A 25,390-nucleotide genomic window follows, 5' to 3' on the forward strand; every position below is an offset into this window, starting at 1 on the left:
AGCATTCAGCGCGGCATTGAGCCCCACTGCTTAGGTCATTTAAGCAGGTGATGTGCTACAAGACGAGTTGCCAGAACCTGAACCTCGGATACGCCGTCCGCTCCAAATCACCATCGGCGCCCGTACGGCTCGGCACCCGCCCGAACCTCGGCCAGAGCCGCCAACACCGCACCGGCCTGCACCGCCACATCCATCCCCGCCCACGCCTCCTCACCCAGTGGCTCGCCCGTGGAATCCGCCGGGTCGAACACGCCCGGCTGCACCAACGCAAGCAGCACCCGGCCACGCCCGGCCGCCGCCTCCCACCCCGGGGTGACCGACGGCGGCTGACCGGCCAGAATGCGGGACCGGCCGGTATGCATCTGCGTGACGCACCCGCCGACCACCGTCACCGAACACCGCGACACCGGCCACAACCCCGCATGCCACTCGCGATCGTTGACCCGCTTCAGCCCCGCCGCCTTCAACCGCACGGCCAGCTCCGCGTGCACCGCCTCCTCATCCGGCTGCACTACCACCGAAGCCCACCGGTCACCGTCGCTCGCCTTCAGGACCCCCAGGCCCCACGTCGCAGAACTCATGACGCGACCCTCCCACGCCCCACCGGCAGCCACCGCCCGTTCCGCACCGGCCGCGCCCTGATCCCGTATACGTCACACCGGCCAGGGACCCCCCACCACCCCCGCCAACGACACCTGCGCGAACTCGATCCGCGCATACGCCCCTTAATCACCCCTACACGATGCCGATATGGGTGCCCGCGTAGGAGTGTGACGCCTCGTGCCTCCCGTCCGTGTGGACGGGAGGCACGAGGCGTTTCGGGTCTCACGCTCGGGGTCCCTTCGCACATACGAACGGAACTCGTTGGGGGTCACGACTCTCGTTGCTAACGAGAGTCGTGACCGCTAACGTATCTCGTGCCGACCACGGCTTCCGTGACCCCCAGGAAGGGACCCCGCATGCCCGAGACCGTTGGACCCGACGTCGACATGATCAAGAAGACCGACGACGACCGGGAAGAGACCGGCGGCCAGCCGGAAGCGAACGCGCCGCGCAAGTTCTCCTGGAAGGAGTTCTTGACCCCGGACTTCTCCTTCTTCCTCATCCTGCCCGCGGCGTTCGCCGCGGCCGACACGTACGAGTTCATCTGGTATCCCAAGGTCGAGATCGACGGCGGAGGCGCCGGGCCGAACGGCACCGAGGTCACCCAGCGGATCATCGACTTCCAGGGCTCCTGGTGGGAGCACGTCCTGCTCGGCCTGCCCTACCTGATCATGATGGCTGGCATGATCGTCGTCTCCCGGGCGCTGTTCCGCATCGAGACCAACATGACCCGGCACTCCAGGCCCTTCACCCGCCGGGACGGCAGGGTGCTGCGCTTGGCCGCGTTGGGTGTCGTGGCCGCCGACGTGGCGGCCTCCGTGGTCGGCCGTATCGTCCCGGGGATGCTGCCCTACACCGACGGATTCTCTGACCCCCACCTGGTCAACGAAGGTTCGCTCGGCGGATTCTGGGTGTTCACCCTGCTCCTGGTCCTGCTCCAGATGCACCGCATCCACACCACAGCGCGCCGGGCGTACGAGAAGCTGGAGGAAGTTGCGTGACCACCACTGAGCCCGCAGCCGAGCGCGAAGCGCCGGTGGCGGACGGGGAATCAGAGGACGGCGAGATCGTCGTCACGCTGGACGAGGTGCTGAAGCAGAGGGGCATGTCCCTCGGCGAGCTGTCGCGGCAGACCGGCATCACCGACAAGAACCTCGGCGAGCTGAAGAACGGCAAGAAGAAGGCCGTGTGGTGGTCGACGCTCGCCGCTGTGTGCAGGGTCCTGGACTGCCAGCCCGGCGACCTGATCGTCTACCGGCCGGTGGCGGCGAAGAGCGCGCCGGCGCAGGAGTCGGCATCTGAGGAGTAGCCCCACGGCAGGCGTGGGGATCGGCGACGACCACGGCATGAACCCGAAAGCGAGGCAGTTGGATGCCCAGTTCCTATCCGAAATCGTTCCAGGCCGACGGATTACTTGAAAAGGTGACGGATGCGATCACCCTTGCCGTTGACGCCTCGGTAGACAGCGAGATCCGTGGCGTCAGTTGCGGATACCTCTCCTCCAATGGTCTCTGGGGGGCTTTCGCGAACATTCGGCATTCGTCCCGTGACGAGTGTGGAGAACTCAAATCGGGGATCGGAGAACTGTACGCGCTGGCGCACGGCATGGCCAGGATCACGGACCACCGCCGGGCGTACGGGATGGCGCTCCCCGTTCGCATCCTGACCGACTGCGAGGCGACTTTCAGTACCGTCACGGAGTGGATGGAAGGCGATCGAGACCTCCCGGACACCTGGGAGAACTTCGTCGCGCATGGGAAGCTGCGTAAGATCCGGTTTCTTCAGCAAGTGGTCAGAAAATCGCCGGAGATCAGCATCAAGAAGATTTCCCGGAACTCGCATCCACTTCATGCAGGGGCTGACAAGCTCTCCGGGACCGCTCTCGATGTCATTCAGGGACGCATCAGCAAAGAGGGGGGTCCCGGAGCGTGCAGGCGTTCCGCCGTAATGTGGCTGGAGGATTTCCGGCTTCGCCATGGCGGGAAGTCCAGTCTGTACGAGGACTTGATGAAGCAGGCTGATGACCTGGAGGGATACGAGCTGATGGGCGTCATGGTGGCAGCCGCTCGCGCCGCCGGAAGTCCTGATGAGCACGATTCCGCCCTCCGTACGTTGCGGGACGTCGCGACTGTCCATCTCGTTGATGACGCCAACTAGCAGCGACCTGACGGGAAACTGGCCGAAGCCCCCGGAACTGGTCTGGGACGCAGGAGAGACCACAATCGAGGTGGTCTTCCGCTCTGGGACCGGCGGTTACCAGAGGCCAGGGACTCGGTGACGGTGGATCTCCCGCCTTACGAGTCTCCGGCTTCCTGAGCTGGCTGTCAGAGGAGCACCTTGAGGGGGACCGTACCGGGATGGTGCGGTCCCCCTCCGCCGTCTCTAGGTCAAACTGGTCACCGTACGCAAGACGGACCTTTCGACCAGAGGCGGAGAGAACCGACATGGCACTCAGCCGGTGCGCGCCACGCGTGGAGATCGCTCCCCCCACCCCCAGGCCGCGCCGGTACGGCCTGTTCTCCGCGGCCGAGGTCCGCGAGGTCGAGGACGGCACCTGGTCCCACGGCATCCAGTACCGCACCGAATCGTGCTCGGGCAGCGTCTACACCTGGCCCAAGCCCTGCCCGCCCGACTGCGACCCCACCAGCGCCGTCCCGCCATCCCGCATCATCGTGGAAGTCGTCTACGACACCGAAGAGATCAACTTCACCACGTACTCCCTGATCCGAGCCCGCGTCATCGAACCCGAAACCGCAGCGGACCTCCCGTACAGGGCCGTGATCACGGTCGACACCTCCTGCGGGCCCTCCGCGGACATCGCTCCTGGGAGCAGGGCCGAGGAGTGCACTACGATCGCACGCCGCGCACAGGAGGGGGGACCCAAGCCGATCACCGTCACCGTCCGCGAGTCCTTCAATGGCGAGGAGACGACCGTCCAACTCGCCCCCGGCGCAAGCACGCAGGTCATCCTGTGCGCCGACAAGGACGAACCACGGCGCAAGGTGCTCGACGGCCTCGGGCCGTGGATCGGCGCGGAACCCTTTCCTGTCTACACCAGCGTGCACTGCATGCCCGGCGGCGATTTCGCCAAGGAAGCCCGCAGGATCGCCCGGAACCGGCTGACGTGCCGCGAAGAGTGCGCGGTCGAGGAGTACCTGTGGACCCAACTCGCGGCCGACGGCGGCCAGTACATCGGCAACCCCAGCGCCCCGAAGAGCATCACGTGTGCCATGGCCGAGATCGAGGCCGCGCTGATGCAGGCCCGCGGCTGCACCGCCGGAGTCATCCACGTGCCGGCGCGACTGTCACTCCCGCTGTCCATGAACGGCTGCTGCCTCATCGAGGGGGAAGGCGCCAGCCTGCGCACCCGTATGGGGTCCGAGGTCGTCTTCGGCGCCTGCTACGACCCCCGCATGCGGCCGGACGGCATGCTCGCCGATCCCGACCTGACCGTCATCATCGGCACCGGCCCGGTCATCGTCCAGCGCGGACCCATCAGCACCTACGAGGGCCTGGACAAGCAGACCAACGACTACGCCGCGGTAGCCGAGCGCACCTACGCCGTCATCGCTGACTGCCCCCTGGTGTGGACGGTCGCCGACACCTGCGACTGCTGATCAGCCGACCCCGTCGACCATCATCCGCACCAGATCCTCCAGTGCCTCCGGCCCCGGCTCATTGCCCTCCACCAGGAGGTACAGCAGCCGAGCCGCACCGTGCCCGGTGAAGTTCAACTGGAGGTCATAGGAGTTCAGCGCGCTGACCTCCGCTTCGATTCCGCAGCCCGACAGAGCCGTCCCCAGGGCCTGGCACAGCCGCGCCGGGTCCCCGAAGGTGTCGCTGTCGCCGTACTTCAAGCGCCTGTCCCCTCTGTCGTGCCCAGAGCCGGTGGCGGTATTCGAACCCGCTGCTTCCCGCTTACGAGGCGGGCCCACCTCTCCAACGGTGGCGCACCGGCAAGGACGCCAGACTACGACGGCGCGCGGCCGACCACCTGTGACCAACGCGCCGCAACCGAGCGGTCCACGATCATCTCCAGCAGGTCCCGGCTGATGTGCTCCCACCGCTCGCCCGGGTCGTCCGTCGGCTCCACGCCGCTCAGGTTCGCGTACGGTGCCAGCACCCGGTACGGGTCGGGCCCGTACTCGCGCACCGCGAGCGCGGCCACCGGGTCGTACAGCATGCCGACGAGCGCGGCCAAGGGGTTGATCCGGCGTCTGCTCCACGCGGAGCGGTCCCGGTCGCACGTGGAGCACACCCGCCAGCCCCAGTTCCCGCGCTGCTCGGCACGGGCGACGCCGTGGGCGGGCTGGTTGGCCGGGCCGCCGCAGTCGCCGCAGGCGAGGGGACCGGCGTAGTTGATGACGGGGAGAAGCTGGCCGGACAGCGAACGCATACCCGGCAGCGTCTCAGAACTTCTCGCCCGTCAGGCGCAGGAACGCCGCTACGCTTTCGCAACGTGCTGTTCAAGCGCGCTGCACGGACGGAGCCTTGTGACCCCGCAGAGGGGAGCTGTACGGGACGGTGTACGAGGGAGTCCCGGCGGCGGTGGCCGTCCCCATCACGCTCCCCACCACCAAGAGCATGATGGCCGCGCTGGTCCTGGCCGGTTCGTCAAGGAGAAAGAGCTCGGGTTCAAGAATTTTTGGGCCAAGACTCCTAATTCTCTCGAATGGACAGCACTGCTCAAAGCGACAGAGAAAGAGGATGCACGCATGACCACCGAAGGATGCCATGACAAAAGGGGCCACGCGGCATTAGCTCAGTCCTTGCCGTTTCTCGCCAGCATCATCCACGAGCACTACGTGGAGAAGCGTTGCGAGGATATGAAGATCCACGCATCACACGACCACGGTGACAGTACGAAGAACGAATTCTTCCGTTGCCCCGGACTCACGAGCGGAGGAAAGTGGTGGCCGAGTAGGACATAAGAGCCAAAATGTCGTAGTTCCCGCATGTCCTGAGCAGGACTTTAAAAGGCTCACCTTCGAGCTGGAAGGCCGGTTCCCGATGTGCTCGCGCGAAGGCCACCGCCGCACGCACCGCCCGCCGCTCGGCCGCCGAGGAGGACACGGCGCCCGCCGAGCCAATCCCGCTCAACGGCAGACCGCAATGAATCTGATGAACCGACACGAGAGGGGAGCCGGGGGACGGATGTCCGCGTCAACCGGTAGGCTGTGTATGGCATCAGACGTCTACTCAGGTAGGTCTGGGGCCCACAACTGCAAAAGGATCGGCCCCACGTGGTTCCAGATGTTTGCCGCATCTGGCGCGAGGCCGGTTCGACACCAAACCCCTCTACGAGAAGGTGCCGACATGACTCAGAGTACCCGCGCACCCGCGCGTTACGACAGTTGCACCCGCAGCTCCGCCGCGAAGATCACACCGGCGTCGAGCACGGGCCCTGTCACCACTACCCACTCAGTCGAGTGACCGCCACGGTGGACCCCATCGAGGTCCACGACTACCAGGCCGAGTCGCTGCGCCACCGCGCCAACCCGCCCGCCGGTTACCACCCGGCAAAAGCCCAAGAGCCAAGCCGAGTACTCACCTTTGACGGCAGCGTTCTCTCCGGTACCCGCAACGGCGAGGGGCGGAGCAACTGGAACAGCCGGGGCGTGGTGCATATCGCAGTCACCGGCTCCGGCTACGCGTACGGACTCGCCGTAGCTGCATGCAACGGCGGCGTTGAACTCGGCGAGGAGAGCGACCTGTCGGACCTGGTACTCGCGGACAAGGTCGATACGCCTGGTCGCTGCCAGCGCCCCGCGTGCCGCAAGCTCTGGACGGAGCGCGAGCGATGAGCGGTGACGCGTCGCGGTCAGTGAGTTGCCAGTGCGGCGCCGAAGGCGTGCGCAACGCTAACGGGTGGGTCCACGTTCCGCAGGCCGACTTCTGCCCGACCTGCTGGCAGGACCAGCAGCGGATTATGGCCGAGAACCGTGAGCGTTCCGCGCCACCGAGAAGTGAGGACACCGACCATGAGTGAAGCACCCGAGTACCTGCCCGTGCCCGGCGGCTACGCCGAACGCGTTGCCGCACTGGAAGCCGAAGGGCACGCCACCGCCGAAGCGCACTGGATGGCCGCCTGCGAAGCTTCTGGCGCCGTCGCCCGCCGCGAGACCAACCACCAGGACCTGTTCTGGTTCGGCGACATGCCCGACCACGACCGAAAGGTCTGGGACCGTATCGCGGACCGCGAGGGCAAGCGGTTCTACTTCCACCAGAAGAAGGACACCCTGGTCGGCTACCTCGCCCACCGTCGGCACGAGGAGCGCATCAACGTCCATCTGGGGCACAAACGCATGGACCGATTGGTCGCTTTCATCAAGGAGCACGGCCTGTGGGACGAGTGGGTTGCCCAGAACAGGGCCATGAAGACTGAGACAGGCGGGCAGCCCAAGAAGTGACCCGCGCAGCGCGTTGCCCCGCCTGAAGCAAGCAGGCGGGGCAACGCACTTCCGCGAGGAACGCGAGCACAAGCTCGCCTGGCACGCCAAGTACGCCGAGCTGGCCGACTGCACCTCATGCGGAAAGAAAGACCTCCGCGTCCGCCTGCCCCGGACCGCTGACTACGTCGGCGACGGAACCGCCCGCATCACCTATTGGCACAAGTCCCCGGAGACCGGCAGGGACTGCCGATCCGAGGTCGAGGTGGAAGACGTACGGGTCGTCGAGCGCACCAGGCGTCGGCGAACACGCCAGAGGCAGACCCCACCCGCTCGGTAGAGGAAGGCCCTCTTTCGGGAGGAGCACGCCCGAGCCCGCCGACCGGCCGGGATACCGTGCTGCCACACGTTCAGGTGACGGCAAATCGGCTATGCACTTACATACCGCCCTCTGACAAGACCCCACTACTTTGCGGCTGGTGTCTGAGCTAGGGCACCAGGGCGGCTAAGTGCTGTCGAAGCGCGCCACGTAGCCCACGGAGAACTCCGCCTGTGGGTCGATGTTCACGCGCACGTTGGCCCCGCTGGCGTTCTTCACCGTGACCTGCTGCGAGGTGACGATCTCGATGCAGAAGCCGGTGCCGCACGGGAAGACCGGCCACTGGAACGAGGTGCCGCCCGGCCCGATGAGCGCGATGCGTTGAGTGGTCGTCACGAATCGCTGCCTGGGGTCTTTCTGGCGACAGCGGGAGTACGCCTTCTGGCTACGGCCGTCGATCTGAATGGACGCGTTCGAGGGAAGCCACGGGATGAACAGCTCGGCGCACGCCGAGCAGGGGTCGATGCGGTTCTGCGTGCAGTCCCGGCCCTGGAGGTTCTGGTAGAAGCGGAAGAGGGTGTTCTCCAGCGGCTGGCTGCCGGTCTCGATATTGATGTACGGCACGCCCTCGGCCTGCCTCGGGATGCCCAGCGGGGAGACGGTCTTGATCGTGCGCCAGGCGCCGTACGGGCGGGCCGGGTAGCAGCGGTCGACCGGCACGGGCACCTTCGGCACGGCGGCCGGGAAGGGGCAGTGCGGGTTGTCCTCACACTTGGGGCCCTCGCGCTGCTGCTGGGCGCAGTCCTCACGCTGCTTGTCCGGGTCGAACGTGGTGACCTTGGAGCCCTTGACGAACTTCGCCCAGTCCACGACGCGGATGGAGTCGGCGTACGCCCACGGCTTGCCGGCGACGATGCTGAACTCGATGCCGGTCGCCACCGCGGCGCCGCCGCGGGCGCCGCCGAAGCCCTGACATCCGGCGGTCGCGCCGCCGCTGATCTGGGTCACGGTGCCGGAGCCTGAGGTGCCCCCGGAGCCGCCCGCGGTCAGCGAGGAGTCGCCGCCGGAGCCGCCCGTCTGGCCACCGGTCAGGCTGATCTGGTTCGGCCCCTCCAGCAGGCCGACGTCCATGAAGTGCCGCATGTACCGCGAGCGCTGGCCGGGGGTGTCGCCGTTGTCGTCCTGTGGGCAGCACGCGTACAGACAGAAGGTGAGTCCGGAACACTCGTTGTTCTGGCAGGAGTTGCCGCGCAGCACGTGGGAGAGCCAGCCCAGGGCGTAGACCAGGGCGCAGTGATCGAGAGCGAGCACGGCCAGGGTGATGTGGATCTCGCGGTGCGCCATGCGCAGAGGCCCGATCACGGAGCCGTCGCCCACGGCCTCGGTCGGGTTGCGGACGCCGGTGCCGCCGAAGCCCACCATGTCCATCCCGAGGAAGCCGATAACGCGCTGGGACTCCGGGAAGTGCGGGTCATACCAGGGTGCGCGGTCGCCCTTGGGCGTGCTGTAGGAGGGCGAGCCGAGGGCGGGCAGCAGCCCGTCACACGGCTCGCACATCATCCCGAGCCCGGAGCGCTGGGAATAGGCGTAAGTCCTCGCCTCATTGAGGATTTCCACCCCGCCGTATTCGGCGAATCCAAGGTAAGGCATGGCTCTGGGCCTCCTAGAACGCGGGCGGGGTGCAGGGAAGGTTGATGGGGGTTCCGGTGGCCTGGACGCCGCCGGGGTTGTTCACGTCGGACACGCGCACGGTCCAGGTGTCGTCCTGGTCGTCCCCGGGTGGGTCGTAGGTGTGCAGGTGTTCCTTGGTGGGGTCGAGGTTCTGGTCGCTCTTGCCGCCGCCCCAGTCGACGGTGAGGGGGAAGTGGGCGCACGGGTCGGCGCGCAGGACCACGGTCCGGCCGCCCGGGTTGCTCGGCGGCGGTGCGCAGTCGATGTCCGGGGCGATGGTGCCGCAGGGCAGGCACATAGTGATCTCGGCGTACTTCGAGCTGTCTTGTACGTCCTGGACGCGGATGGTGTAAGAGCCGGGGGGGTACTGGCGGGGCGAGGTGACGGTGCCTTGGGTGGCCGTGTGGGTGGTCGGGTTGGGGTCCTGGGGAATCCAGTGGATGTGCACCCCGCGGCCGTTGGGGTTGTCGTAGTGGATCTGGACCTTGTTGCGGTCGGCCGGGCACTCCACGGCGGTCACGGTGGGGTTCTCGGTTGGCGGCACGGTGGCGCAGGGGATCTGGCTGACGCCAGTGGCGACGCCGGTTGCGCCGTCGGCGTCGCGGACGGTGATGCGGACCGGCTGTGCGGCGCGGTGTGCGGGGGTGGCGTAGAGGTTGGCCCGGCGGGAGCCGGTCTTGCCGGTGGCGAAGCCCCACGCCAGGCGCGGGCCCTGGTCGGTGGGCTGGATGAAGATCGACTCGGCTTCGCGGTAGACCAGGTCGGGGTACTGCTTGTTGTCGACGCGGGAGACGACGTTGCCGGTGGGGCCGGAGATGTCGGTGACGGTGAAGTAGGCGTTGTCCTCTTCGCCGGTGCCGTAGAAGTGGTAGACGAACTTGCCGTGGAGGGTCCAGCACTGGAAGGAGCCGGCGCCTGGCTGGGTTCCGTCGTTGACGGTGCTGTCGTAGAGCGGGCTGGCGTAGTTCTTGGCGAGGAAGTTGGTCAGCTTCCAGACGGTGATGTGGTACTTGCCGTCGGTGGTGCGGTGGCGTACGGCGATGTTGCCGTGCTCCAGGTCGAGGCAGGGGTTGAGGTGGTCGGAGTTCGGCCGCGGGTCGTAGCGGTCGATGCCGGAGCCGTTGGAGGGCAGCACCTTGTTGGCGGAGTAGGTGAAGCGGGCGATCTGGGTGGCGTAGGCGTTGTTCCCGGCGCCCGGGTCGGTGGGGTCGATGCCGGTGAACAGGCGGACGATGGAGCCGTCGCGCTGGACGGCGATGCCGGAGCCGTGGTCCCAGCCGCGGGCCGGGCCGGGGGTGTCGCCGATCAGGTACATGTTCGAGGCGAGCTTGCCGTTCACGATGCGGTTGATCGCGAGGTGGCCGTAGCGGGCCCGGTCGGCGCCGGAGATGGCCGCGGTCTCGCCGGTGAGCTTCCGGCCGCCGTTGATGATCTGCGTCAGGTACAGGTCGCCGCTGGTGTGGTCGACGTCGGCCTGCTGGTGCACGGTGGTCTGCGACAGCTCGATGGGTGTGCCCGGCAGGGCAGTTGCAGCGCGCTGTGGCTGGAGGGGGTCTGTGGTCTTCCAGTAGCGGTGGGAGACCGCCTGTCCGGCCTGGTAGGTCTGCACGGTGCCGTCGCTCCAGTCCACGGTGATGGGGTACCTGGTTGACGGGCCGGGCCGCAGGGTGACGTGGTGGTCGTCGGCAGGGTCACAGACGGCGGTGGCTTCGGGTCCGGGTTCGCACGGCACGGTGGCGGTGTCGCTGCCGGTGCGCTCGGGCTCGTCGGGGTCGGCGGCGGTGATGGTCTGCTGCCCTTCGGTGCCGCCGGGGTAGACGACGGTGGTGACGTCCTGGCCGTCGCCCGCGTTGTTGGGGTCCTCGATCTGGGCGCCGCCGGTCGCGGAGATGACGACGGTGCCGTGGCCGCGGTTGTCGGCGGTGACCTTGAGGGTGCGGCCGTTGGGGTCGTTGGGGTCGCAGACGGCGTGCACGGCCACGATGTCCGCTCCGCCGCCGGTGCACACGGGGGTCTGGACGGAGCGGCAGCCGCCATCGATCGCCTCGGAGCAGACCATGATCAGGAAGGACTGGCCGAGTCCCTGGGTGTAGGAGTGGGTGACGGCGCCCTCGCGGACGCCGGTCTGCTTGGCGGTGCCGTCGCCCCAGTCGATGCTGACCGTCCCGCGGCCGTTGTTGTCGACCTTGATGGTCGCGGTGCAGGTCTGGCCCCAGGAGACGAACGTGACGTCGGGCCGCAGTCCGCCGGCGACGAAGGTGCAGCGGGCGCAGAAGGTGTTCTGGTCGTTGCGGCACACCTTGATCGGGAAGCGGCCGTCGGCGGTGTAGGTGTGGCGCAGCGTGGCGTGGCAGTCGTCGCCGACGGCCACGTACTGGCGCTGGCTGCCTGCCTCGTCCTCGCCCCAGTCGACCTGGACGCCGTAGTAGCCGAGGGGGGACTCCCCGGGGCAGGCGCAGGCCACGGTGTCGGCGTCGGGCGGGCCGCACCATGACTGGGAGGGGAGGTCGACTTCGACGAGGACGGTGCGGCCGGTGGCGTCGGTGGGGTCCTGGGTGCAGCGGATGACCGGCTCGTCGGCCGCGAGGGGGACCGTCAGGGTGCGGGTGGTGCAGATCTGGGGGTACCGCACGTCGCAGACAGTCAGGGTGTAGCGCACGGGCTTCGCGCCCGGGTCGCCGCAGGATTCGCCGTAGCGGTGCTGGCCGATCTGTCCTTCGCGCAGCTCGGTCTCCGCGCCGTCGCCCCAGCGCACGCGTACGGGCCCGTAGCCGTGGTTGTCGGCGCGCACTTCCGCCATGCAGCCGGTGACGTTGGAGCCGCGCTTGATGAAGACCTCGGCGGGCTCGGGGATTCCGCCGTCGACCGTCTGCATGCCGCATCCGGCTTCCGGCGGGGGGAAGGTGGTGATGAACTCGACGAAGTCCGCGTTGGCGCGGACGGGGCACGGCAGCGGGGTGGGGCGGGTGCCGTCCATCAGCACGTTGTACGGGCCCTTGCCCCAGCCGGAGGAGCGGCGGGTGGTCCCGGAGAACTGGAAGGTGATGGGGCCGTTCTGGATCGTCCACTGGCCGATCTGGACGCCGGTGATGCAGGGGAAGAGCATGTAGCCGTAGCGGGAGCCGCCGCGGGACTGGGAGCATGCTGCGCCGGCGCCGGAGGAGACGTTCATCCAGACTTCCAGCGCGAAGCCGGAGGGGTCGCAGCCGCCGGAGGAGATGCCGGTGAAGCCGATGATCACGCCCGCGGAGTCGCGGATCGGGCACCATGACGGCTTCATGATCAAGACCAGCTCTGGGTCCAGTGCGCACAGTTCGAGGCTGATGCCGTAGTTCGTCGGCGGGGGGCAGGAGACGGTGGTGAAGCACACCTGCCCGTCGGCCTTGGTGACGGGGTTCTGCTCGGCCTGCTGGCCGCCTCCGTCCTCGCCGCTGGGTGAGACGACGACGTTGATGAAGGCGTCGGTGGTGACCTGGCCCGAGCCGCCGGGGTTGTCGGGGTCCTCGAAGACCGGCCGACAGCACCCGTCCAGCTTGGTGGCGCGCAGCACAGCGGCACCGCTGAAGCTGGGGCAGATGACCTGGGCCACGTCCAATTACTCCTTGATAGGCAGACTTCGGCCATTCTTTCCGCTTTCTCCCACATCGTCGCGTAGCGCGACCGGCGGGAGCGGCGCAGCAGCACGCTGACGGCCCAAGCGGCCACAATGAGACAAAGCTCGAATACCCCCACTGTGAGGGACCCGTGACGCAGGAACCCGAGACCCAGCAGGAGCGCGACGCCCAGGAGCAGCCCGACCCCCTGGACCTCCTGGCACAGGCCATCACCACGGCCCGCGGCAGCCTTGACGGCGCCGTACACCAGCTCGCCGTACGCTTCGCCGACACCGCCACCGCCCAGGAAGGCCGCGATGGGGCCCACACCGAGGCCCTGGAAGACATCCACCGCGCCGCCCAGGCCATCCACGACGCCTTCTCCACCGCAGCGGCCAAGGTCACCAGGGAACTCGCCCGCCTCAAGCAGCAGGCCGCCACCCATCACGAGGCCACCGGCAAGCGGATCGTCCAGAGCACCACGGCCCTGACCCAGCGCTTCGACGAGGCCGGCACAGCCCTGGAGGAGATCAGCGACTCCCAGGCCGAGCACTACCGGCTCACCGGAGCCGTCCTGGCGAAGGTCAGCCCCCTTCCGGAGGATCTGCACGACTACGCCGAGCGGACCCGCGAGCAGATCACCGGTCTAGCCGCGGCCGTCACCGAGCACCGGGCCCTCAGCGCCGAGACGCACGAGCAGGTCGGATCACTGCCTGAGGCCATCACCGGTGATGGGCAGGAGACCCGGGAACAGGTGGGAGCAGCCCTGGCGCTCCTGCGCAGCACACTGGACGCCATCACGGAGACCGGCGCGGACGTCCGCGGCGTGGAGAACGCACTCAGCATGGTGATCGGCGCCGCCCGGGACCAGATCCTCACCCCCCTGCGCGAGCACGCCGAACACGCCGCCTACCTCGGCGAGCAGCACACCGGCCGCCTGAACGGCCTGCACCACCTGCTGGAAGACGTGGTCAACCAGGAGTCGTCCCACGGCCTGGCCCTGGAAGCGATCTCCAAGGACACCCACCAGGTCGCGCAGGCCGTCCCCAACGCGCTCTCCGAGACGCTCGACGCGCTCGCAGCCTCCGGCGAGGAGACGCGCCGCACCGTGCTCGATATCGAGCAGCGCATCGCCGCCGCCCTGGCGCTCACCGGCGAGCACGCCGACCAGGCCCTGACCTCCATCGCAGGTGACCTGGGGCTCGTCGCGAACTCCTTCGACGGGTTCGCCGAGCAGGCCGCCACCGCCTCGTCCGTGGACTCCCTGCGCGGGGACGTCTCCGCGCTCTCCGAGCTGCTGGCCACCTCCACCGAGGACTTCACCGGCGCCGTACAGCAGGCCGTCAGCGACATGGCCGCGATGCGGGCCGCGTGGACTCAGGAGTCCGCCCAGGTACTCCAGGCCCTGGAGAATATGGGCCGTGTCTTCCTGGACAAGGCCAACGCCTCCGAGCACGCGAAGGACCAGGCCGTGATCGACCTCGGGCGCCGGGTGGCGCGGCTGGAGCTGAACCGGGCACCGGCCGCGGTCGGGTCCTGAACAGACGAAAGCCCCTCCTAGGAGGGGCAATCGACAGGCGACAGCTTCGACCACGGCAGTAGTTGAACCCTGGCGACCTGCTGCGAGTATGCCACGCGCCGGCATGAAGGCCGATGCCCCCGGTCTCAGCCGCCGAAGGAGTCGGGGTAGGTGTAGATGTCGCCGACGGTGGCCAGCTCACGCCAGAACACCTGTTCAGGGGCGTGGTGTGCGGCCAGGAGACCTTCCGCGGCCACCGTCTCGTAGACGTCTGTGATCTCTCCCACCTCCGGCAGCATCTTCACCGTGTACGGCTTGAGCACGGTCAGGCCGGAGTCGGTCCAGTACGGCAGGAGCTGCACCTTGGGCAGCGCCTGGATACGGCCGTCCTCCGACTCCATCGCCACCGGCCGGTCGCTCGTGTAGCGGACCAGTGCCATGGTGGCGCTCGCGCGGGCCTCGGCGTGCCGGGCGAAGAGGGGGCCGAGCGGCAGATCGGTGGACACCGACCCGTTGAGGACGAGGAAGGGCCGGGAGGGGTCGTCCAGGGCCTGGTGGGCGTAGCGGACAGCCCCGGCTGTCCCCAGGGGGTACGGGTCGACGGCGTGGCGCACGTTCAGGCCGTGGTAGCCGCCCCCGCCCACGAACTCGCTGATCTGGCGGTGCTGGTACCCGGAGGCGATCACCACGTGCTCGATGCCGTGCTGGCTGAGGTGCGTGAGCTGGCGTGTGATCAGGGGCAGGCCGCCGACGGGCATGAGGGCCTTGGGCATGGCGTCGCTGTAAGGCCGCATGCGCTCTGCGCGCCCGCCCGCAAGGATGATCGCTTGGGTGATGGTGGGCTCCATGGCACGCAGTTTTCACCACGATGCCCATTTCGCCAGGGATTGCCTGACTCGTCCTTGATTGTGGCGAAGGGCCCGCAGACATGCGACGGTTTCCCGGTGACGGATGCTGTGATGCGGAAGCAGATGAGAGACACCCGGAGCCTGATGGCGCAGGCCGCTCAGAGCCTTGAAGCATCCCGTGTCGCCCTGATGGGCCAGCCGGACCTGGACCTGGAGGAAGCGCAGCGCGCCACGATGGCGCTGCGGCTGATGGGGGCGGCGCTCACCGCGCTCGGCGCCGGGTCGCACGTGTACCTGTCGACCTCATGCGAGCACGAAACCCACGGCTACTGCTCGTCGCGGCGGGGCTCGAACGGCGAGACGGTCTGGGACAAGAAGCCCGCGGAGTGCAAGTTCTGCGACTCGCCGTGCGTCTGCTGGTGCCACTGGCCCCCGCACCGGGCGGACGCGGCACGGAGGTGACCTCGTCTCGCCCGGTGGAGGGTGCCAACCAGCGCGCCACCCGTGGTGCGTTCAGCTCCTAAAGGGAGTCACGGACGGCGCGCGGTCAGAGGGGTGTCAGCCGTTGTTGATCGGCAGAAGGTCGCCGTCCTCCTGCGGGGCGGCGTTCTCGTTGCCACCCTGGTACGGGCCGACCTTGCTGCCGATGATCGGCACGGCGACCTCGGCCGGGATGTTGGCGTTGTCCAGCACGCTGAGGTCACCGTTGATCAGGGAGGTGACCGGCGCGGTGGAGTGCGGTGCGCTGTCCCCGTTGCGGGGGGCGTCGGCCGCCGAGGCGATGCCGGCGGACGCGGCGACAGCGGCACCGGCGATGAGGGCGGTGGCAAGGATCTTCTTCATTCGGGTCTCCCGTGTTCAGAGGGTGAGTAGCGGACTGCAAGGGACGTACGGGCTGGCGCCCGTACTGGGGTCAGGACAAGGGGGGGATGGCTCCGCCGTTGACGATGGGCAGAAGGTCGCCGTCCGCCTGGGGGGCGGCGTTCTCGTTGGCTCCCTGGTGCGGGCCGACCTTGCTCACGACTGCCGGGACGGCCGCCTTGGCGGGCAGGCGCAGGTTGCCCACTGCCGAGGCATCACCGTTCAGGACGCCGGTGACGGCGTCCGTGGAGTGCGACGCGGTGTCGCCGACACGAGGGTCAGCGTGGGCCACTCCGGCTCCGGCCGCCAAGGCGGCGCCGATCGCAAGGGCCGTGGCGATGGTCTTCTTCATCGGGATCTCCAGAACTAGTTCTTGATGATGAGGGTCTTCGTCGCGGTGCGGTTGCTGTCGTCGGCGTCAGTCCGTGACAGTGATCGGAAAGAGGTCTCCATCCGCCTGGGGGGCGGCGTTCTCGTTGCCACCCTGGTAGGGGCCGACCTTGCTGCCGAGGATCGGCACGGCGATCTGGAGAGGGGCCGTCAGGTTGTCCAGCACGCTGACATCGCCGTTGATCAGGCTCGTCACTGGGGCCGTGGAGTGCGGGGCCGAGTCGCCGCTGCGCGGGACCGAGTCGCCGCTGCGCGGCACGCCGGCAGCGTTCGCCGTTCCCGCGGTGCTCAGCAGGGCAGCAGCAGCGACACCGGACATGGCCGCAATTGCGGTGATCTTCTTCAAGACCTGTCCTTCGTCCTTGGAACGGGCCGTACGGCCCTCTGTCACACCCCTTTAAACCCTGTGAGTTACCCAAAGACACGGATGCTCGCCCCAGAGGTTCCTTTTTCATACGAGATGGACGCCACCCGCGTGATTACGGATGGCGTCCATCGGCCTCACCCTCGCGGGTGGTTCAGCGGGCGACCGGCACCCAGCCGCAGTAGTGACCGTGCCAGGGGTGGAGCAGGTCCAGGTCGACGTGCAGGCCGAGCAGCCCGCCGAGGTCGACGGAGATGTCCGCGGGGTCCGCGCAGATCCACACGTGCGCGGGTCGCGGGTCAGAGGGCGGGGCCGGGGGCTCGGGGTCGGCGGCCATGGCCGGAGCCGCGGCCAGTGACAGGGCGATGACAGGAAGGGCCGCGAGGGCGGCGAGGCGTCGAAGCATCATTCCGTCATTGTCGGGCGAACCGACATAGAATGCACTTAATCAGACCGAATAGTTACATAACGGACAGCACGGTGAAGGAGGACGACCCCGCGTGCCCGCCTTCCTGCAAGTCGCCGGATTCGCCTGCCTCGCCTTCGCCTTCACCCTGCTCACCCGGCCCCGCGAACGACCGAGCCCAGCCGCCTACCTGTGGGCCATCGCCGTGGACGCCCTGTGCATCGTGTTCGTCCTCGGCGTGCTGATCGTCTGGCCCGCCTGGTGGCTGCTCATCCCGCTCACGATCTGGGGAAGCACCCTGGCCCTCCACGTCCTGCGACTGCGCGACGCGCGGGTGATGGTCCGGGTCCTGGAGGCGAACAGCCCTCCGAGCTGGGGGCCGGGGCGACGGGTGCAGCGCGACGGGAGCACGTACGGCTACGACGGCTGGCCGGACGACGCCACCCGGCCGGAGGACCACTACCCCCGGTACTGATCCGCCGGTGGCTGTGCCAGCCCGTCAGCCACACCAACAGCGCCACTGATCCTCCCGCTTCCCGCGGCGGCGGAACACGCGCAGCGGAGCGGAGACCAAATTCTTGCCCATCCCCACAGAGACGGCGGCGACCACACCGAGCAGGACCAGGACCAGGAGCCCGCCCAGTCCAAGGGCCTTCAAAGAACCGGCCAGGAGCACTGCGTGTTCGGAACCGGCAACGAGCATCATGAGCCTCCGTGGTGAGGACCGGCGATCCGGCCGCCGGTCAGTGCGTCGAACCAGATTTCGGTGTCTCCGTCCTCGGCGTCGGGGTCCTTGACCACCCAGTACGGGAGGTTGTCCAGCACCACGACCTGAAGCGGCGCCAGGGCGCCGTGCCGCTCCGAGCGGCGCGCCAGGGCCCGCAGGGAAGCCTCTTGGCTCGCCGCGGCCGGACGGACGTACGCCATCCCCGGCACTCCGCGGCTCATCAGGTGTGCTCCGGCGGCATCAGGCTCCGCGGCTGCCCCATGGCCCGGCCCTGGGCGTCCAACAGGTCGATGTTGACCTCGGCGAACCGCGCCTCGAACTCGGTGGAGTCCAGCTCTTCCTTCGCGATGAAGACGTATCCGCCGCGGAAGCGGCCCGCGTCCTGGCTGGTGGTGCTCACCTCGTACTGCGCCGCGCTCGGGCCGCCGTCGGTCCAGAAGGTGATGGTGCCCTCTCCGCCGGCGTTGCCCGGACGGACGTCGACCCGGAACTGCCAGAGCTGGTTGGCGGGGATCGCGCCGCCGGACTGCGTCTTGTCGGCGAGGTTCTTGTAGCCGGTGGTGGCGGCGCCGCTGTCCGGGGTGCGCATGCCGATGACCAGCTCGCGCGTGGTGCACCGGATGAAGCAGAAGTACCCCTGCGCGGCCTTGCCGGGGCCCTTGTTGCGGTAGGCGTTCTCGCCGGTGATGTTCCGGTCGTCCGGGGCGCCGAAGAACAGGCCGATCTTGTCGATCGGGCTGTTCGGAGTACCGGGCGGGTTACCGACGATCGACGGGTTGTCGGCGTAGCTGGACTCGTCGGCGTTGACCCATCCGGCAATCCAGTTGATGCGGTAGCCGGTCGGGTTGCTCAGGTACTCGTGGTTGGAGATGTCGCCCAGCAGCATGGCCGGGATCGAGTCGGTGTCCTCGGCCGCCGCGTTGTAGTCGCCCCAGTTCGACGGGAGGTGCCAGCAGGGCAGGTAGACGCCGTTGAACTGGTTGGTGGGGGCACCGGAGGTGCGGAAGTAGCCGCGGCGGGAGCGGAAGGAGGAGGGGTTCTCCGGCGGGAAGAGCTGACCGCTTCCCGCCGATCCGACGCCCCATGTGGTGCGGTCGTAGGGCACGAAGGAGTTCCGGCCCGGGTGCTGGATGAAGCCCGGCAGCGGGTTCAGGGCCTCCTCGTGGCGCTGGTAGATCATGTCGTCCGAGAGGAGGCCGACGAACCCGAGGTCGACGGCCCGGTGCGCGTCCACGCGGCGGAAGGTGTCGAAGCCGAGGGTCTTCAGGCCCGCGTCGGCGAAGGTGCGGAGCTGCTGGTCGGTCAGCCGCATGGAGACGGCCGCCCAGTCCGCGCCCGCGGCCTTGGCCTCCTGCGCCAACGTTGGCGTCCAGTTGCCCGACCATGGGCTCTCCGCGCTCGCCTCGCCGGGGAAGCACACGATGCCGGCGGGAATGCCCGCGCCTACGGCCTGGGGGAGGCGTTGGGGGTTCCAGTGGAAGAGGATGGTGCGGCGCTGCGCGCACCAGTACTGGATGGTGGAGATGACGCTGTTGTACGTCTCCGTCGCGATCAGGAACAGGGCGTTGATCAGCTTGCCGTGGGTGACGCCGTAGACCTGGGAGAGGAGACGGCCGCCGTCGGCGTCGCGGTTGTCCCAGCCGGAGTCGTAGAAGTGCTGGACGTCCTTGGTGAAGTTGAGCCACTGCGCGGGGTGGAGCTTGTAGTACCGGATGGAGTTGCAGTAGCCGCTGTTCGCGGAGGCGTAATCGTAGTGGGCGGACCACTGGGAGGAGCAGAACGTGGGGTAGGGGAAGATCGCGGCGCCGGAGCCCTTGAGCGAGGAGACCCACTGGACGTCGATGTCCGACTGGATCGCGAGGGCGGTGTCCACCGACCGCATGGTGCCCCAGGGGACGATGAGCCGTCCCCCCTGGTAGGTGCCCCACAGGAACTGCTTGGCGTTGATCTTCGCGTCCAGGTCGTCGACCGAGCGGACGCAGTTGTTCGGGTCGTCCAGGCAGTTCGGGCAGGAGGCGTACAGGCCGCCGTCCTGGCCGAAGCGCATCCCGTTGCCGCCGTCACCGGACAGGAACAGCTCGATGCCCTGCTGGGGGTTGCACCGGATGCCGGAGTTCCCGCTGATCTTGGCGCAGACGCACCCCATCGTCAGGTCGCAGTCGATCGTGCCGTCCGTGCTGATGACGTAGGGGTCATCGACGTTTCCGGTACCGGTGATCTCGATACCTTTGCCGCCGACGAGAACGCACGGGCACTCCGTCTGGCAGCCACACCGGCTGTACTGGGCCACGCCGCTTCCTCCCTACAAGTCCTGTTTCGTCAGGCTTCCACACGTCCAGGGACGATCAGCGCGCGGCGCGCTGCGCCATCTCCACCGCCTCCGCCGGCGGCGCGGGAAGCTCTCCGGACTCGAACCACGACGCGGCCCGCTCCTCGCCCGCGGCCCTCAACGAGCGCACGCCCGACGCCTTCTGGTCCCCGTCCGTGCCCGGCTCGTCCATCGGCGTCATGCCGACGGCGACCTTCTCTCCGGACGCGTCCCAGGTCACGGTGACGTCGGCGAGCACGAACGCCTGCTGGATCTTGCGGCACGCCCGGTCGAGGCGCAGGTCGATGCGGTAGCCGGGGACGAGCTGGTCGAAGCAGATGGGCGCCTCCGGGTGGAGGGCGGCGCCGTTGTCGACGGACACCCCGATCGGCACCGGGTAGCGGCCCTTCAGCTCGGCCTTGGCGATGTCCAGCAGCGCGGCCCGCTGGTCGGCCTCGCAGGCGGTCTTGCAGTCGTCCACGCAGTCGGCGATGCACTTCTTGCAGGCCGCCCGGGACTCGTTCTCGCACGACCAGGACTTGCGCTTCTTGGAATACTTGCACGGCCCGCAGAGGTTGTTCCCGCGGCACCGGCCGGTGCCCGGCTTGGTGCAGTTCTTCTCGTCGCACTCGCACTTGGGGACGTCGGTGGAGGAAATGAGCCAGTCCACCCGCCCGTACGGATTCGCGCAGCTCTTGCCGGTGGTGACGGTCTGCCGGTCCTCCTCCGAGGAGCTGTTCGTCGCCACGGCACGGGTCGCGAAGCTCTGCCCGTCGCGGACGATGGAGAAGTCCCCCATCAGGTCGTCGGTGGTCAGTTCGGCGACCGCCAGGTCACCCGGGCCCGGCTTGCCCTTGAGGATCAGGCGGCGGCCGACCGTCGTCCAGTACAGGCCAGACTTGACCAGCTCGCTCAGCAGGTCGACGACGTACTTCGTCTGGTCCTGCGGCTTGTACGCAGGCTTCGCGCCCACGTTGTACCGGGCGATGTACGGCGTCAGGCACGCGTGGTCGACCTTCTTGCCGCTCACCGTCCGCGTGCAGGCGTACGAGGAGGTCAGCAGGTTCCAGTCGATGTAGTACCGGGCGATCGACGACACGTCGGCCTCGCCGCGCTTGAACGCCTTGGTGGAGTAGTTGGTGGTGCGCGCGATCCACGCGGAGATGTCCCACGCCTCCACGGTGACGGTGGCCCGGGTCTCGGTGACCGTCATGACCGGCCCCTGCCAGACGAGTTCGGTGTCCCTGTAGATCGACAACTCGTGCAGCCAGGGCTCCAGGTTGTCCAGGCCCTCGCAGCACACGTCGTCCAAGCTGTCCTTGGTGATGGTGACGGTGGCCTTGGCGGTGTCGTTCAGGGTCCGCGAGAACGTCAGGCCGGTCATGTTCTCCACCGGCATGTAGACCTGCTCGCCGCACTTCCAGTGGAAGACCGCGTGGTACTGCGCCGGGCACCCGAGCGTGCACAGGGCCATGACCGCCGCCCCTCTACGCCGCGAGGGCAGCGGCCATGGCGCGCTGCATCCGGTGGATGATGATGTCGTTCGAGGTCGCCGCGGTGTGGATGTGCACGGAGACGTCGCGCGGCGCCGTCCCGCCGCCGGACGCGGCGCCGGCGCGGCCGAGGATGTTCATGAGTCCGGCGCGCTCGGCCAGCTCGGCGGCGCGCTGCGGCCGGGTCAGCGGCAGCACCAGCTCGGGACCGGCCTCGCCCACCAGGGCCTTCGTGGGGCCCATGATGATGCCGCCGGAGGCCAGGTGGACGCCGGGGATCTTGTTCAGCAGGCCCTTGCCGATGTCCGCCGCGGCGCTTCCGAGATCCTTCAGCTTCTTCCACGCCTTGCCCGCCCAGCTAACCAGGCTTTGGATGGTGGTGACGAGGCCCTGGACGGCGCCCTTGGCGAGGGTGATGGCCGAGCGGACGGCCGGGAGGTTCTTGAGCCAGCGCAGGAACTGCGCGACCGCCTTGACGACGGCCGCGGTCAGGCGGGCGATGCCGCTGGCCAGTTGGACGACGACCTTGATCACGCCGACGACGATGGCCAGCAGGGGCGGCAGGATGGCGACGGCCAGGCGGAGGATCAGCACGGCCAGCGGACCCAGAACCTCGAACAAGCTGCCGAAGAGGTCGGCGAGTTCCTGGAAGACGGGGGCCAGCTCCTTGCCCGCGTCGACCAGGGCCTGACCGATCTGTTCAGCCAGTTGTTCGAGAAGCGGCATCATGGGGGCCAGGGCATCCAAGATCACTTGGAACAGTTCGCCGATCGGCTCTAGGAGTGGAGCCAGTACCTCGAAGGCATCAGACAGGATCGTTCCGACGATTTCACCCAAAGCGGACAGAATCGGACTCAGCTTCTCGATGACCGGCGTCAGGACTTCACCGAGCTGAGTGACGAACTCGGTCAGACCTGGAGAAATCGCTGTAAAGGCATCACCAATAGCCTTCAGGATCACCCCCGCCAGGAGACCCAGCGGCTCCATAATCGGGGACAAAGCGGACAGGAGATCGCCCAGCCCCTGACCGAATTCACGCAGCCCAGGACCGGCGGCATCGAACATGCCCGCGAGCCCGGTCGTCAGGTCGTGGATGCCCGCGGCCATCGGGCCGAAGAGGTTGCCTCCGGCGCCGATGATCGACCCGAGCAGGTCGAAGACGTCGACCAGGCCCTGAATGCCGGTGCGGAATAGCTCCACGGCCTTGCCGGACTCGGCCATCCCGGTCAGCCAGGCGCCGAAGTTCTTTCCGCCCTCGCCGATCGCCTTGCCGACCTCTTCCCAGACCGGCACCGTGGCCTGGACGAAGTCAGTCAGCCCCTTCATCACGGGCTCGACAGCGTCGCTGATCCCCTGGAGGACAGGGATCAGCGTTTGCATCGACGCGGCCAGCAGGTCCGCGCCGTCCTTGCTGGCGAAGAACTTGTTGAACTCGTCGACGATGCCGACCATGGCGTCGCCGGCTTGATCGAAGAACGGCTTGACCGCGTCGGAGTTGAGCTGCTTCTTGATCGTGTCATTGAGGCCGGAGAGGGAGTCCTTCAGCCGGTCGACGTTCTCCCGGAAGACCAGGAAGCCCGCACCCGCAATGGCCATCACGCCGGGGATGCCTGCCAGGAGGCCGGTCAGCGGGGCGAGGATCGCCACCAGGGCGACGATGGCGACACCCAGCACTGCGGACTGGCGGCCGACGATGCCGCCGATGGAGGCGAAGGCGCCACTGACGCCGTTCAGGCTGTTGCGCAGGCTGCGCAGCCTGCGCAGGTCGCCGTTGCCGCCGTTGTTGCCGCGCCTGCCGCCCCCGCCGCCTCCACCTCCCCCGCCACCACGGGTGCCGCCGCAGGGGTTGCCGCCGATGCTGACGCAGCGGACCCGGACGGTCGCCGGGGGCATGTTCCGCGTGATCGCGAGAACCTGCGCCCGGAAGCCGGTCGAGAGTGGGCGCAGCCGGATGGGCGCCGACATCTCGCGGGTGAGCGCGTTGACCCTGGTGCGGAAGCCTGTGGCCGTGGGCCGCAGCCGGATGGGCGCCTCCATCTCGCGCGTGAGCGCGTTGACCTTCTGCCGGAAGCCGGTGGCGACCGGGTTCAGCCTGATCGGCGCTTCCATGCCGCGCGTGAGCGCGTTGACCTTGGTCTTGAAGCCGGTGGCGACCGGGTTCAGCCTGATCGGCGCTTCCATGCCGCGCGTGAGCGCGTTGACCTTGGTCTTGAAGCCGGTGGCGACCGGGTTCAGCCTGATCGGCGCTTCCATGCCGCGCGTGAGCACGTTGACCTTGGTCTTGAAGCCCGCCGAGAGGGGGTTGAGGCGGATGTTGGCCTCGAAGCCCTTGGTGACGGCGTTGACCTTCTGCCGGAACCCCGTAGACAGCGGGTTGAGGCGGATGTTCGCCGTCATCCCGCGCGTCATGTTGTTGACCGCGGTCCGGAAGCCGGTCATGTCGGGCTTGACGCGGACTTCCGCGTCGCCGACGGAGGCGATGGCGGTCTCCACTTCCTCCCGGAAGCGCGACGTGTCCGCGACGATGCGGACGTCCGCCTCGCCGATCGAACCCGCCGGAGTCGTCACGTGTGCCCCATTTCCCCGCTCTAGTGCATATCGGGGCTAATGGTAGATATCACCCTCTTTCATCTGTGGCTGGCTCACCCCGTGTCTCCGGCTCTGTCCGCCGACCCTGGACCCACTGACGGGCCTGAGCGGCGAACTGGTCCATGCTCAGGACGGGTTGGTCCGCCCACGGCAGGGCCTGCGGCTCCCCCTGGTCCTGGTCCTCGTTGTCCTCTGGCGCCTCCTTCGTGTCGCTGCTGGCCGGAGCCTCTTCGGCCGGCGTGGTCTGCTGGGTCTTGCCGATCCAGTGCGGGGCGTTGGTGTGGAAGGTCGACGCGTCCATGGCGGCGCCGTCCTCGTCCTCTTCGGGCAGGTGGATGACGTACTCGGGCGGTGCCTGGATCTCGACCTGGAGCTGCTGCCACTCCACGTCCTTCTCGCAGGAGGAGGCCAGCCACGTCATCAGCGCAGCCGTCAGCCGCCGCGGTGACACCCAGGGCGCGTCAGGATCGAAGCCGTGGCGGATGGACCACGCGTCGAAGGACATCCAGTTCAGCGCCCGTGTCCCGGCCAGCCGGGTCACCGACCACCACTCCATGCCGTAGATGTGGGGCGCCAGGCCATGCCAGATCCGCCACAGGGACCGGATGGTCAGCAGGTCCCGGGTGTCGTCGAACCGGCTCCACAGCCACTCGCGGCCGTCGCCGGTGACCGCTTCGGGGAACAGCAGGAGCCAGTTCCCCGAAGCGGCGACGTCATACGCCTCGGCCGCCGACAGGGCACGGATCTCCAGGTCGCGCCCGTCGATCCGGAAGGGAAGGGGCTTGATCACCGGCCCGTGCGCGCACCGGTCTGGCCCTTGGGCGTACGAGCGCCCTTGGTGCCGGTACGGCGGGTGGCGGAGCTTGCGGTCTTCTTCGCGGCCCGGCGCGTCTCGCGGTTGTGGCCGCCGGGCTGATCACCGGGCACCTCCATGCCCATGGCCCGGAAGTGCTCCTCGATGAGGGGCTGGAAGTGGTTGAGCACCCGGCCGAAGACGTACATCAGCTTCATCAGGCTGACTTCGTCGTCCTCCGGGTCGCGCATGCGCTCCAGGATTTCGCCCGCGTCGTCGTCGGTGAGGGAGGCTTTCAGGAATTCCACCATGGCCTCGGCGCCGCCGTCCGAGCCGTCCTGGAGCGGGGTGAACAGGTGCCACTTCTTGTCGGGCGGGCACGAGGCCGTGTAGAGGGTTCCTCCGATGCGGACCTTCACCGGCTCAGCCTGAACCGGGATGTAGCCGTCATCTGCGTCAATCACGAACTCTTCCGTCATAACGGACAAGCTACGTGGGGGTGATCACCGCGACGCCG

General features: G+C 68.2%; 25 protein-coding genes and 1 tRNA gene. 9 read left to right on the plus strand and 17 right to left on the minus strand.

Translation table 11 applies throughout. The annotated features are described in order from the left end of the window. Window positions 1-107 precede the first annotated feature (107 nt). Complete coding sequence (locus STRVI_RS45010) at window positions 108-581, minus strand: hypothetical protein (protein WP_014043713.1); 474 nt, start codon at window positions 579-581, stop codon at window positions 108-110. A 378-nt stretch (window positions 582-959) separates the two neighbouring features. Here STRVI_RS45010 and STRVI_RS45015 point away from each other — a divergent pair, with 378 nt between their 5' ends. The 4 genes from STRVI_RS45015 (at window position 960) to STRVI_RS45030 (ending at window position 4,220) form a co-directional block, all read left to right on the plus strand. After that, window positions 960-1,604 carry a hypothetical protein gene (locus STRVI_RS45015; protein WP_014043714.1) on the plus strand — a complete coding sequence of 215 codons (645 nt, stop codon included), beginning with the start codon at window positions 960-962 and terminating at the stop codon, window positions 1,602-1,604. Beyond that, complete coding sequence (locus STRVI_RS45020; protein WP_014043715.1) at window positions 1,601-1,912, plus strand: helix-turn-helix domain-containing protein; 312 nt, start codon at window positions 1,601-1,603, stop codon at window positions 1,910-1,912. The genes STRVI_RS45015 and STRVI_RS45020 overlap by 4 nt, the downstream gene beginning before the upstream one ends. A 62-nt stretch (window positions 1,913-1,974) precedes the next feature. After that, window positions 1,975-2,760 carry a hypothetical protein gene (locus tag STRVI_RS45025; protein WP_014043716.1) on the plus strand — a complete coding sequence of 262 codons (786 nt, stop codon included), beginning with the start codon at window positions 1,975-1,977 and terminating at the stop codon, window positions 2,758-2,760. A 287-nt stretch (window positions 2,761-3,047) separates the two neighbouring features. Further along, on the plus strand, window positions 3,048-4,220 hold the full coding sequence (locus tag STRVI_RS45030) for a hypothetical protein (RefSeq protein ID WP_014043717.1): 1,173 nt from the start codon (window positions 3,048-3,050) through the stop codon (window positions 4,218-4,220). Here STRVI_RS45030 and STRVI_RS45035 read toward each other — a convergent pair whose 3' ends face one another. The 3 genes from STRVI_RS45035 to STRVI_RS45045 all read right to left on the minus strand — a co-directional run bounded on the left by STRVI_RS45035 (window position 4,221) and on the right by STRVI_RS45045 (window position 4,999). Then, complete coding sequence (locus tag STRVI_RS45035; protein WP_014043718.1) at window positions 4,221-4,460, minus strand: hypothetical protein; 240 nt, start codon at window positions 4,458-4,460, stop codon at window positions 4,221-4,223. A 26-nt stretch (window positions 4,461-4,486) separates the two neighbouring features. Then, window positions 4,487-4,561 (minus strand) — tRNA-Thr (locus STRVI_RS45040). Window positions 4,562-4,573: 12 nt separating this feature from the next. Continuing rightward, entirely contained in the window at window positions 4,574-4,999 is a 426-nt protein-coding gene (locus STRVI_RS45045; protein ID WP_014043719.1) for a hypothetical protein, read from the minus strand. Between the two features lie 1,033 nt (window positions 5,000-6,032). Between STRVI_RS45045 and STRVI_RS45050 the strand changes: the two genes are divergently transcribed. Together STRVI_RS45050 and STRVI_RS45055 are read left to right on the plus strand one after the other, a co-directional pair. Then, entirely contained in the window at window positions 6,033-6,407 is a 375-nt protein-coding gene (locus STRVI_RS45050) for a hypothetical protein (protein ID WP_014043721.1), read from the plus strand. A 177-nt stretch (window positions 6,408-6,584) separates the two neighbouring features. Continuing rightward, the gene (locus tag STRVI_RS45055; RefSeq protein WP_014043723.1) at window positions 6,585-7,013 is read left to right on the plus strand and encodes a hypothetical protein; all 429 of its coding nucleotides are present in this window, start codon (window positions 6,585-6,587) and stop codon (window positions 7,011-7,013) included. A 484-nt stretch (window positions 7,014-7,497) separates the two neighbouring features. Here the strand turns inward: STRVI_RS45055 and STRVI_RS45060 are convergent, their stop codons facing one another. Then, window positions 7,498-8,961 carry a hypothetical protein gene (locus tag STRVI_RS45060; protein WP_014043725.1) on the minus strand — a complete coding sequence of 488 codons (1,464 nt, stop codon included), beginning with the start codon at window positions 8,959-8,961 and terminating at the stop codon, window positions 7,498-7,500. Window positions 8,962-8,974: 13 nt separating this feature from the next. Next, window positions 8,975-12,571, minus strand: a complete 3,597-nt coding sequence (locus STRVI_RS45065) for a hypothetical protein (RefSeq protein WP_014043726.1) — start codon at window positions 12,569-12,571, stop codon at window positions 8,975-8,977. 155 nt (window positions 12,572-12,726) lie between these two features. Here STRVI_RS45065 and STRVI_RS45070 point away from each other — a divergent pair, with 155 nt between their 5' ends. Then, window positions 12,727-14,115 carry a hypothetical protein gene (locus STRVI_RS45070; RefSeq protein WP_014043727.1) on the plus strand — a complete coding sequence of 463 codons (1,389 nt, stop codon included), beginning with the start codon at window positions 12,727-12,729 and terminating at the stop codon, window positions 14,113-14,115. A 125-nt stretch (window positions 14,116-14,240) separates the two neighbouring features. Here the strand turns inward: STRVI_RS45070 and STRVI_RS45075 are convergent, their stop codons facing one another. Beyond that, complete coding sequence (locus STRVI_RS45075; RefSeq protein WP_014043728.1) at window positions 14,241-14,942, minus strand: nucleotidyltransferase family protein; 702 nt, start codon at window positions 14,940-14,942, stop codon at window positions 14,241-14,243. 96 nt (window positions 14,943-15,038) lie between these two features. Between STRVI_RS45075 and STRVI_RS45080 the strand changes: the two genes are divergently transcribed. Next, window positions 15,039-15,404 (plus strand): hypothetical protein, encoded by a 366-nt coding sequence (locus STRVI_RS45080; protein ID WP_150112983.1) that lies wholly within the window; start codon window positions 15,039-15,041, stop codon window positions 15,402-15,404. Between the two features lie 96 nt (window positions 15,405-15,500). Here STRVI_RS45080 and STRVI_RS45085 read toward each other — a convergent pair whose 3' ends face one another. From STRVI_RS45085 to STRVI_RS53285, 4 genes are all read right to left on the minus strand, one after another. Then, window positions 15,501-15,785: a hypothetical protein gene (locus STRVI_RS45085; protein ID WP_014043730.1), complete on the minus strand. Its 285-nt coding sequence runs from the start codon at window positions 15,783-15,785 to the stop codon at window positions 15,501-15,503. Between the two features lie 70 nt (window positions 15,786-15,855). Further along, a complete protein-coding gene (locus STRVI_RS45090; protein ID WP_014043731.1) occupies window positions 15,856-16,155 on the minus strand; it encodes a hypothetical protein in 300 nt (99 codons plus the stop codon). A gap of 66 nt (window positions 16,156-16,221) precedes the next feature. Continuing rightward, window positions 16,222-16,539: a hypothetical protein gene (locus STRVI_RS45095; protein ID WP_014043732.1), complete on the minus strand. Its 318-nt coding sequence runs from the start codon at window positions 16,537-16,539 to the stop codon at window positions 16,222-16,224. Between the two features lie 172 nt (window positions 16,540-16,711). Beyond that, the gene (locus STRVI_RS53285; RefSeq protein WP_014043733.1) at window positions 16,712-16,966 is read right to left on the minus strand and encodes a hypothetical protein; all 255 of its coding nucleotides are present in this window, start codon (window positions 16,964-16,966) and stop codon (window positions 16,712-16,714) included. Window positions 16,967-17,057: 91 nt separating this feature from the next. Between STRVI_RS53285 and STRVI_RS45105 the strand changes: the two genes are divergently transcribed. Continuing rightward, window positions 17,058-17,438, plus strand: a complete 381-nt coding sequence (locus tag STRVI_RS45105; protein ID WP_014043734.1) for a hypothetical protein — start codon at window positions 17,058-17,060, stop codon at window positions 17,436-17,438. Window positions 17,439-17,665: 227 nt separating this feature from the next. On the opposite strand, the gene STRVI_RS45115 is transcribed toward STRVI_RS45105, so the two are convergent. From STRVI_RS45115 to STRVI_RS45140, 6 genes are all read right to left on the minus strand, one after another. Further along, the gene (locus tag STRVI_RS45115) at window positions 17,666-17,911 is read right to left on the minus strand and encodes a hypothetical protein (protein WP_014043736.1); all 246 of its coding nucleotides are present in this window, start codon (window positions 17,909-17,911) and stop codon (window positions 17,666-17,668) included. Continuing rightward, window positions 17,911-19,980 carry a hypothetical protein gene (locus tag STRVI_RS45120; protein ID WP_014043737.1) on the minus strand — a complete coding sequence of 690 codons (2,070 nt, stop codon included), beginning with the start codon at window positions 19,978-19,980 and terminating at the stop codon, window positions 17,911-17,913. Before STRVI_RS45120 ends, STRVI_RS45115 begins: the two co-directional genes overlap by 1 nt. 55 nt (window positions 19,981-20,035) lie before the next feature. Next, a complete protein-coding gene (locus tag STRVI_RS45125; protein WP_014043738.1) occupies window positions 20,036-21,472 on the minus strand; it encodes a hypothetical protein in 1,437 nt (478 codons plus the stop codon). 13 nt (window positions 21,473-21,485) lie between these two features. Continuing rightward, the gene (locus STRVI_RS45130) at window positions 21,486-23,984 is read right to left on the minus strand and encodes a phage tail protein (protein ID WP_167543327.1); all 2,499 of its coding nucleotides are present in this window, start codon (window positions 23,982-23,984) and stop codon (window positions 21,486-21,488) included. Window positions 23,985-24,108: 124 nt separating this feature from the next. Then, window positions 24,109-24,870 (minus strand): hypothetical protein, encoded by a 762-nt coding sequence (locus STRVI_RS45135; RefSeq protein WP_014043740.1) that lies wholly within the window; start codon window positions 24,868-24,870, stop codon window positions 24,109-24,111. Continuing rightward, complete coding sequence (locus STRVI_RS45140) at window positions 24,867-25,337, minus strand: hypothetical protein (protein WP_150112984.1); 471 nt, start codon at window positions 25,335-25,337, stop codon at window positions 24,867-24,869. Before STRVI_RS45140 ends, STRVI_RS45135 begins: the two co-directional genes overlap by 4 nt. Window positions 25,338-25,390: the final 53 nt, after the last annotated feature.

Source organism: Streptomyces violaceusniger Tu 4113, assembly GCF_000147815.2.
GTDB classification, from domain to species: domain Bacteria; phylum Actinomycetota; class Actinomycetes; order Streptomycetales; family Streptomycetaceae; genus Streptomyces; species Streptomyces violaceusniger_A.

Coding starts and splice junctions, on each gene's coding strand:
- STRVI_RS45115 (WP_014043736.1), bottom strand. CDS start 17,911: ATGAGCCGCGGAGTGCCGGGGATGGCGTACGTCCGTCCGGCCGCGGCG.
- STRVI_RS45010 (WP_014043713.1), bottom strand. CDS start 581: ATGAGTTCTGCGACGTGGGGCCTGGGGGTCCTGAAGGCGAGCGACGGT.
- STRVI_RS45085 (WP_014043730.1), bottom strand. CDS start 15,785: ATGAAGAAGATCCTTGCCACCGCCCTCATCGCCGGTGCCGCTGTCGCC.
- STRVI_RS45030 (WP_014043717.1), top strand. CDS start 3,048: ATGGCACTCAGCCGGTGCGCGCCACGCGTGGAGATCGCTCCCCCCACC.
- STRVI_RS53285 (WP_014043733.1), bottom strand. CDS start 16,966: ATGATGCTTCGACGCCTCGCCGCCCTCGCGGCCCTTCCTGTCATCGCC.
- STRVI_RS45025 (WP_014043716.1), top strand. CDS start 1,975: ATGCCCAGTTCCTATCCGAAATCGTTCCAGGCCGACGGATTACTTGAA.
- STRVI_RS45060 (WP_014043725.1), bottom strand. CDS start 8,961: ATGCCTTACCTTGGATTCGCCGAATACGGCGGGGTGGAAATCCTCAAT.
- STRVI_RS45015 (WP_014043714.1), top strand. CDS start 960: ATGCCCGAGACCGTTGGACCCGACGTCGACATGATCAAGAAGACCGAC.
- STRVI_RS45055 (WP_014043723.1), top strand. CDS start 6,585: ATGAGTGAAGCACCCGAGTACCTGCCCGTGCCCGGCGGCTACGCCGAA.
- STRVI_RS45045 (WP_014043719.1), bottom strand. CDS start 4,999: ATGCGTTCGCTGTCCGGCCAGCTTCTCCCCGTCATCAACTACGCCGGT.
- STRVI_RS45125 (WP_014043738.1), bottom strand. CDS start 21,472: ATGGCCCTGTGCACGCTCGGGTGCCCGGCGCAGTACCACGCGGTCTTC.
- STRVI_RS45090 (WP_014043731.1), bottom strand. CDS start 16,155: ATGAAGAAGACCATCGCCACGGCCCTTGCGATCGGCGCCGCCTTGGCG.
- STRVI_RS45075 (WP_014043728.1), bottom strand. CDS start 14,942: ATGGAGCCCACCATCACCCAAGCGATCATCCTTGCGGGCGGGCGCGCA.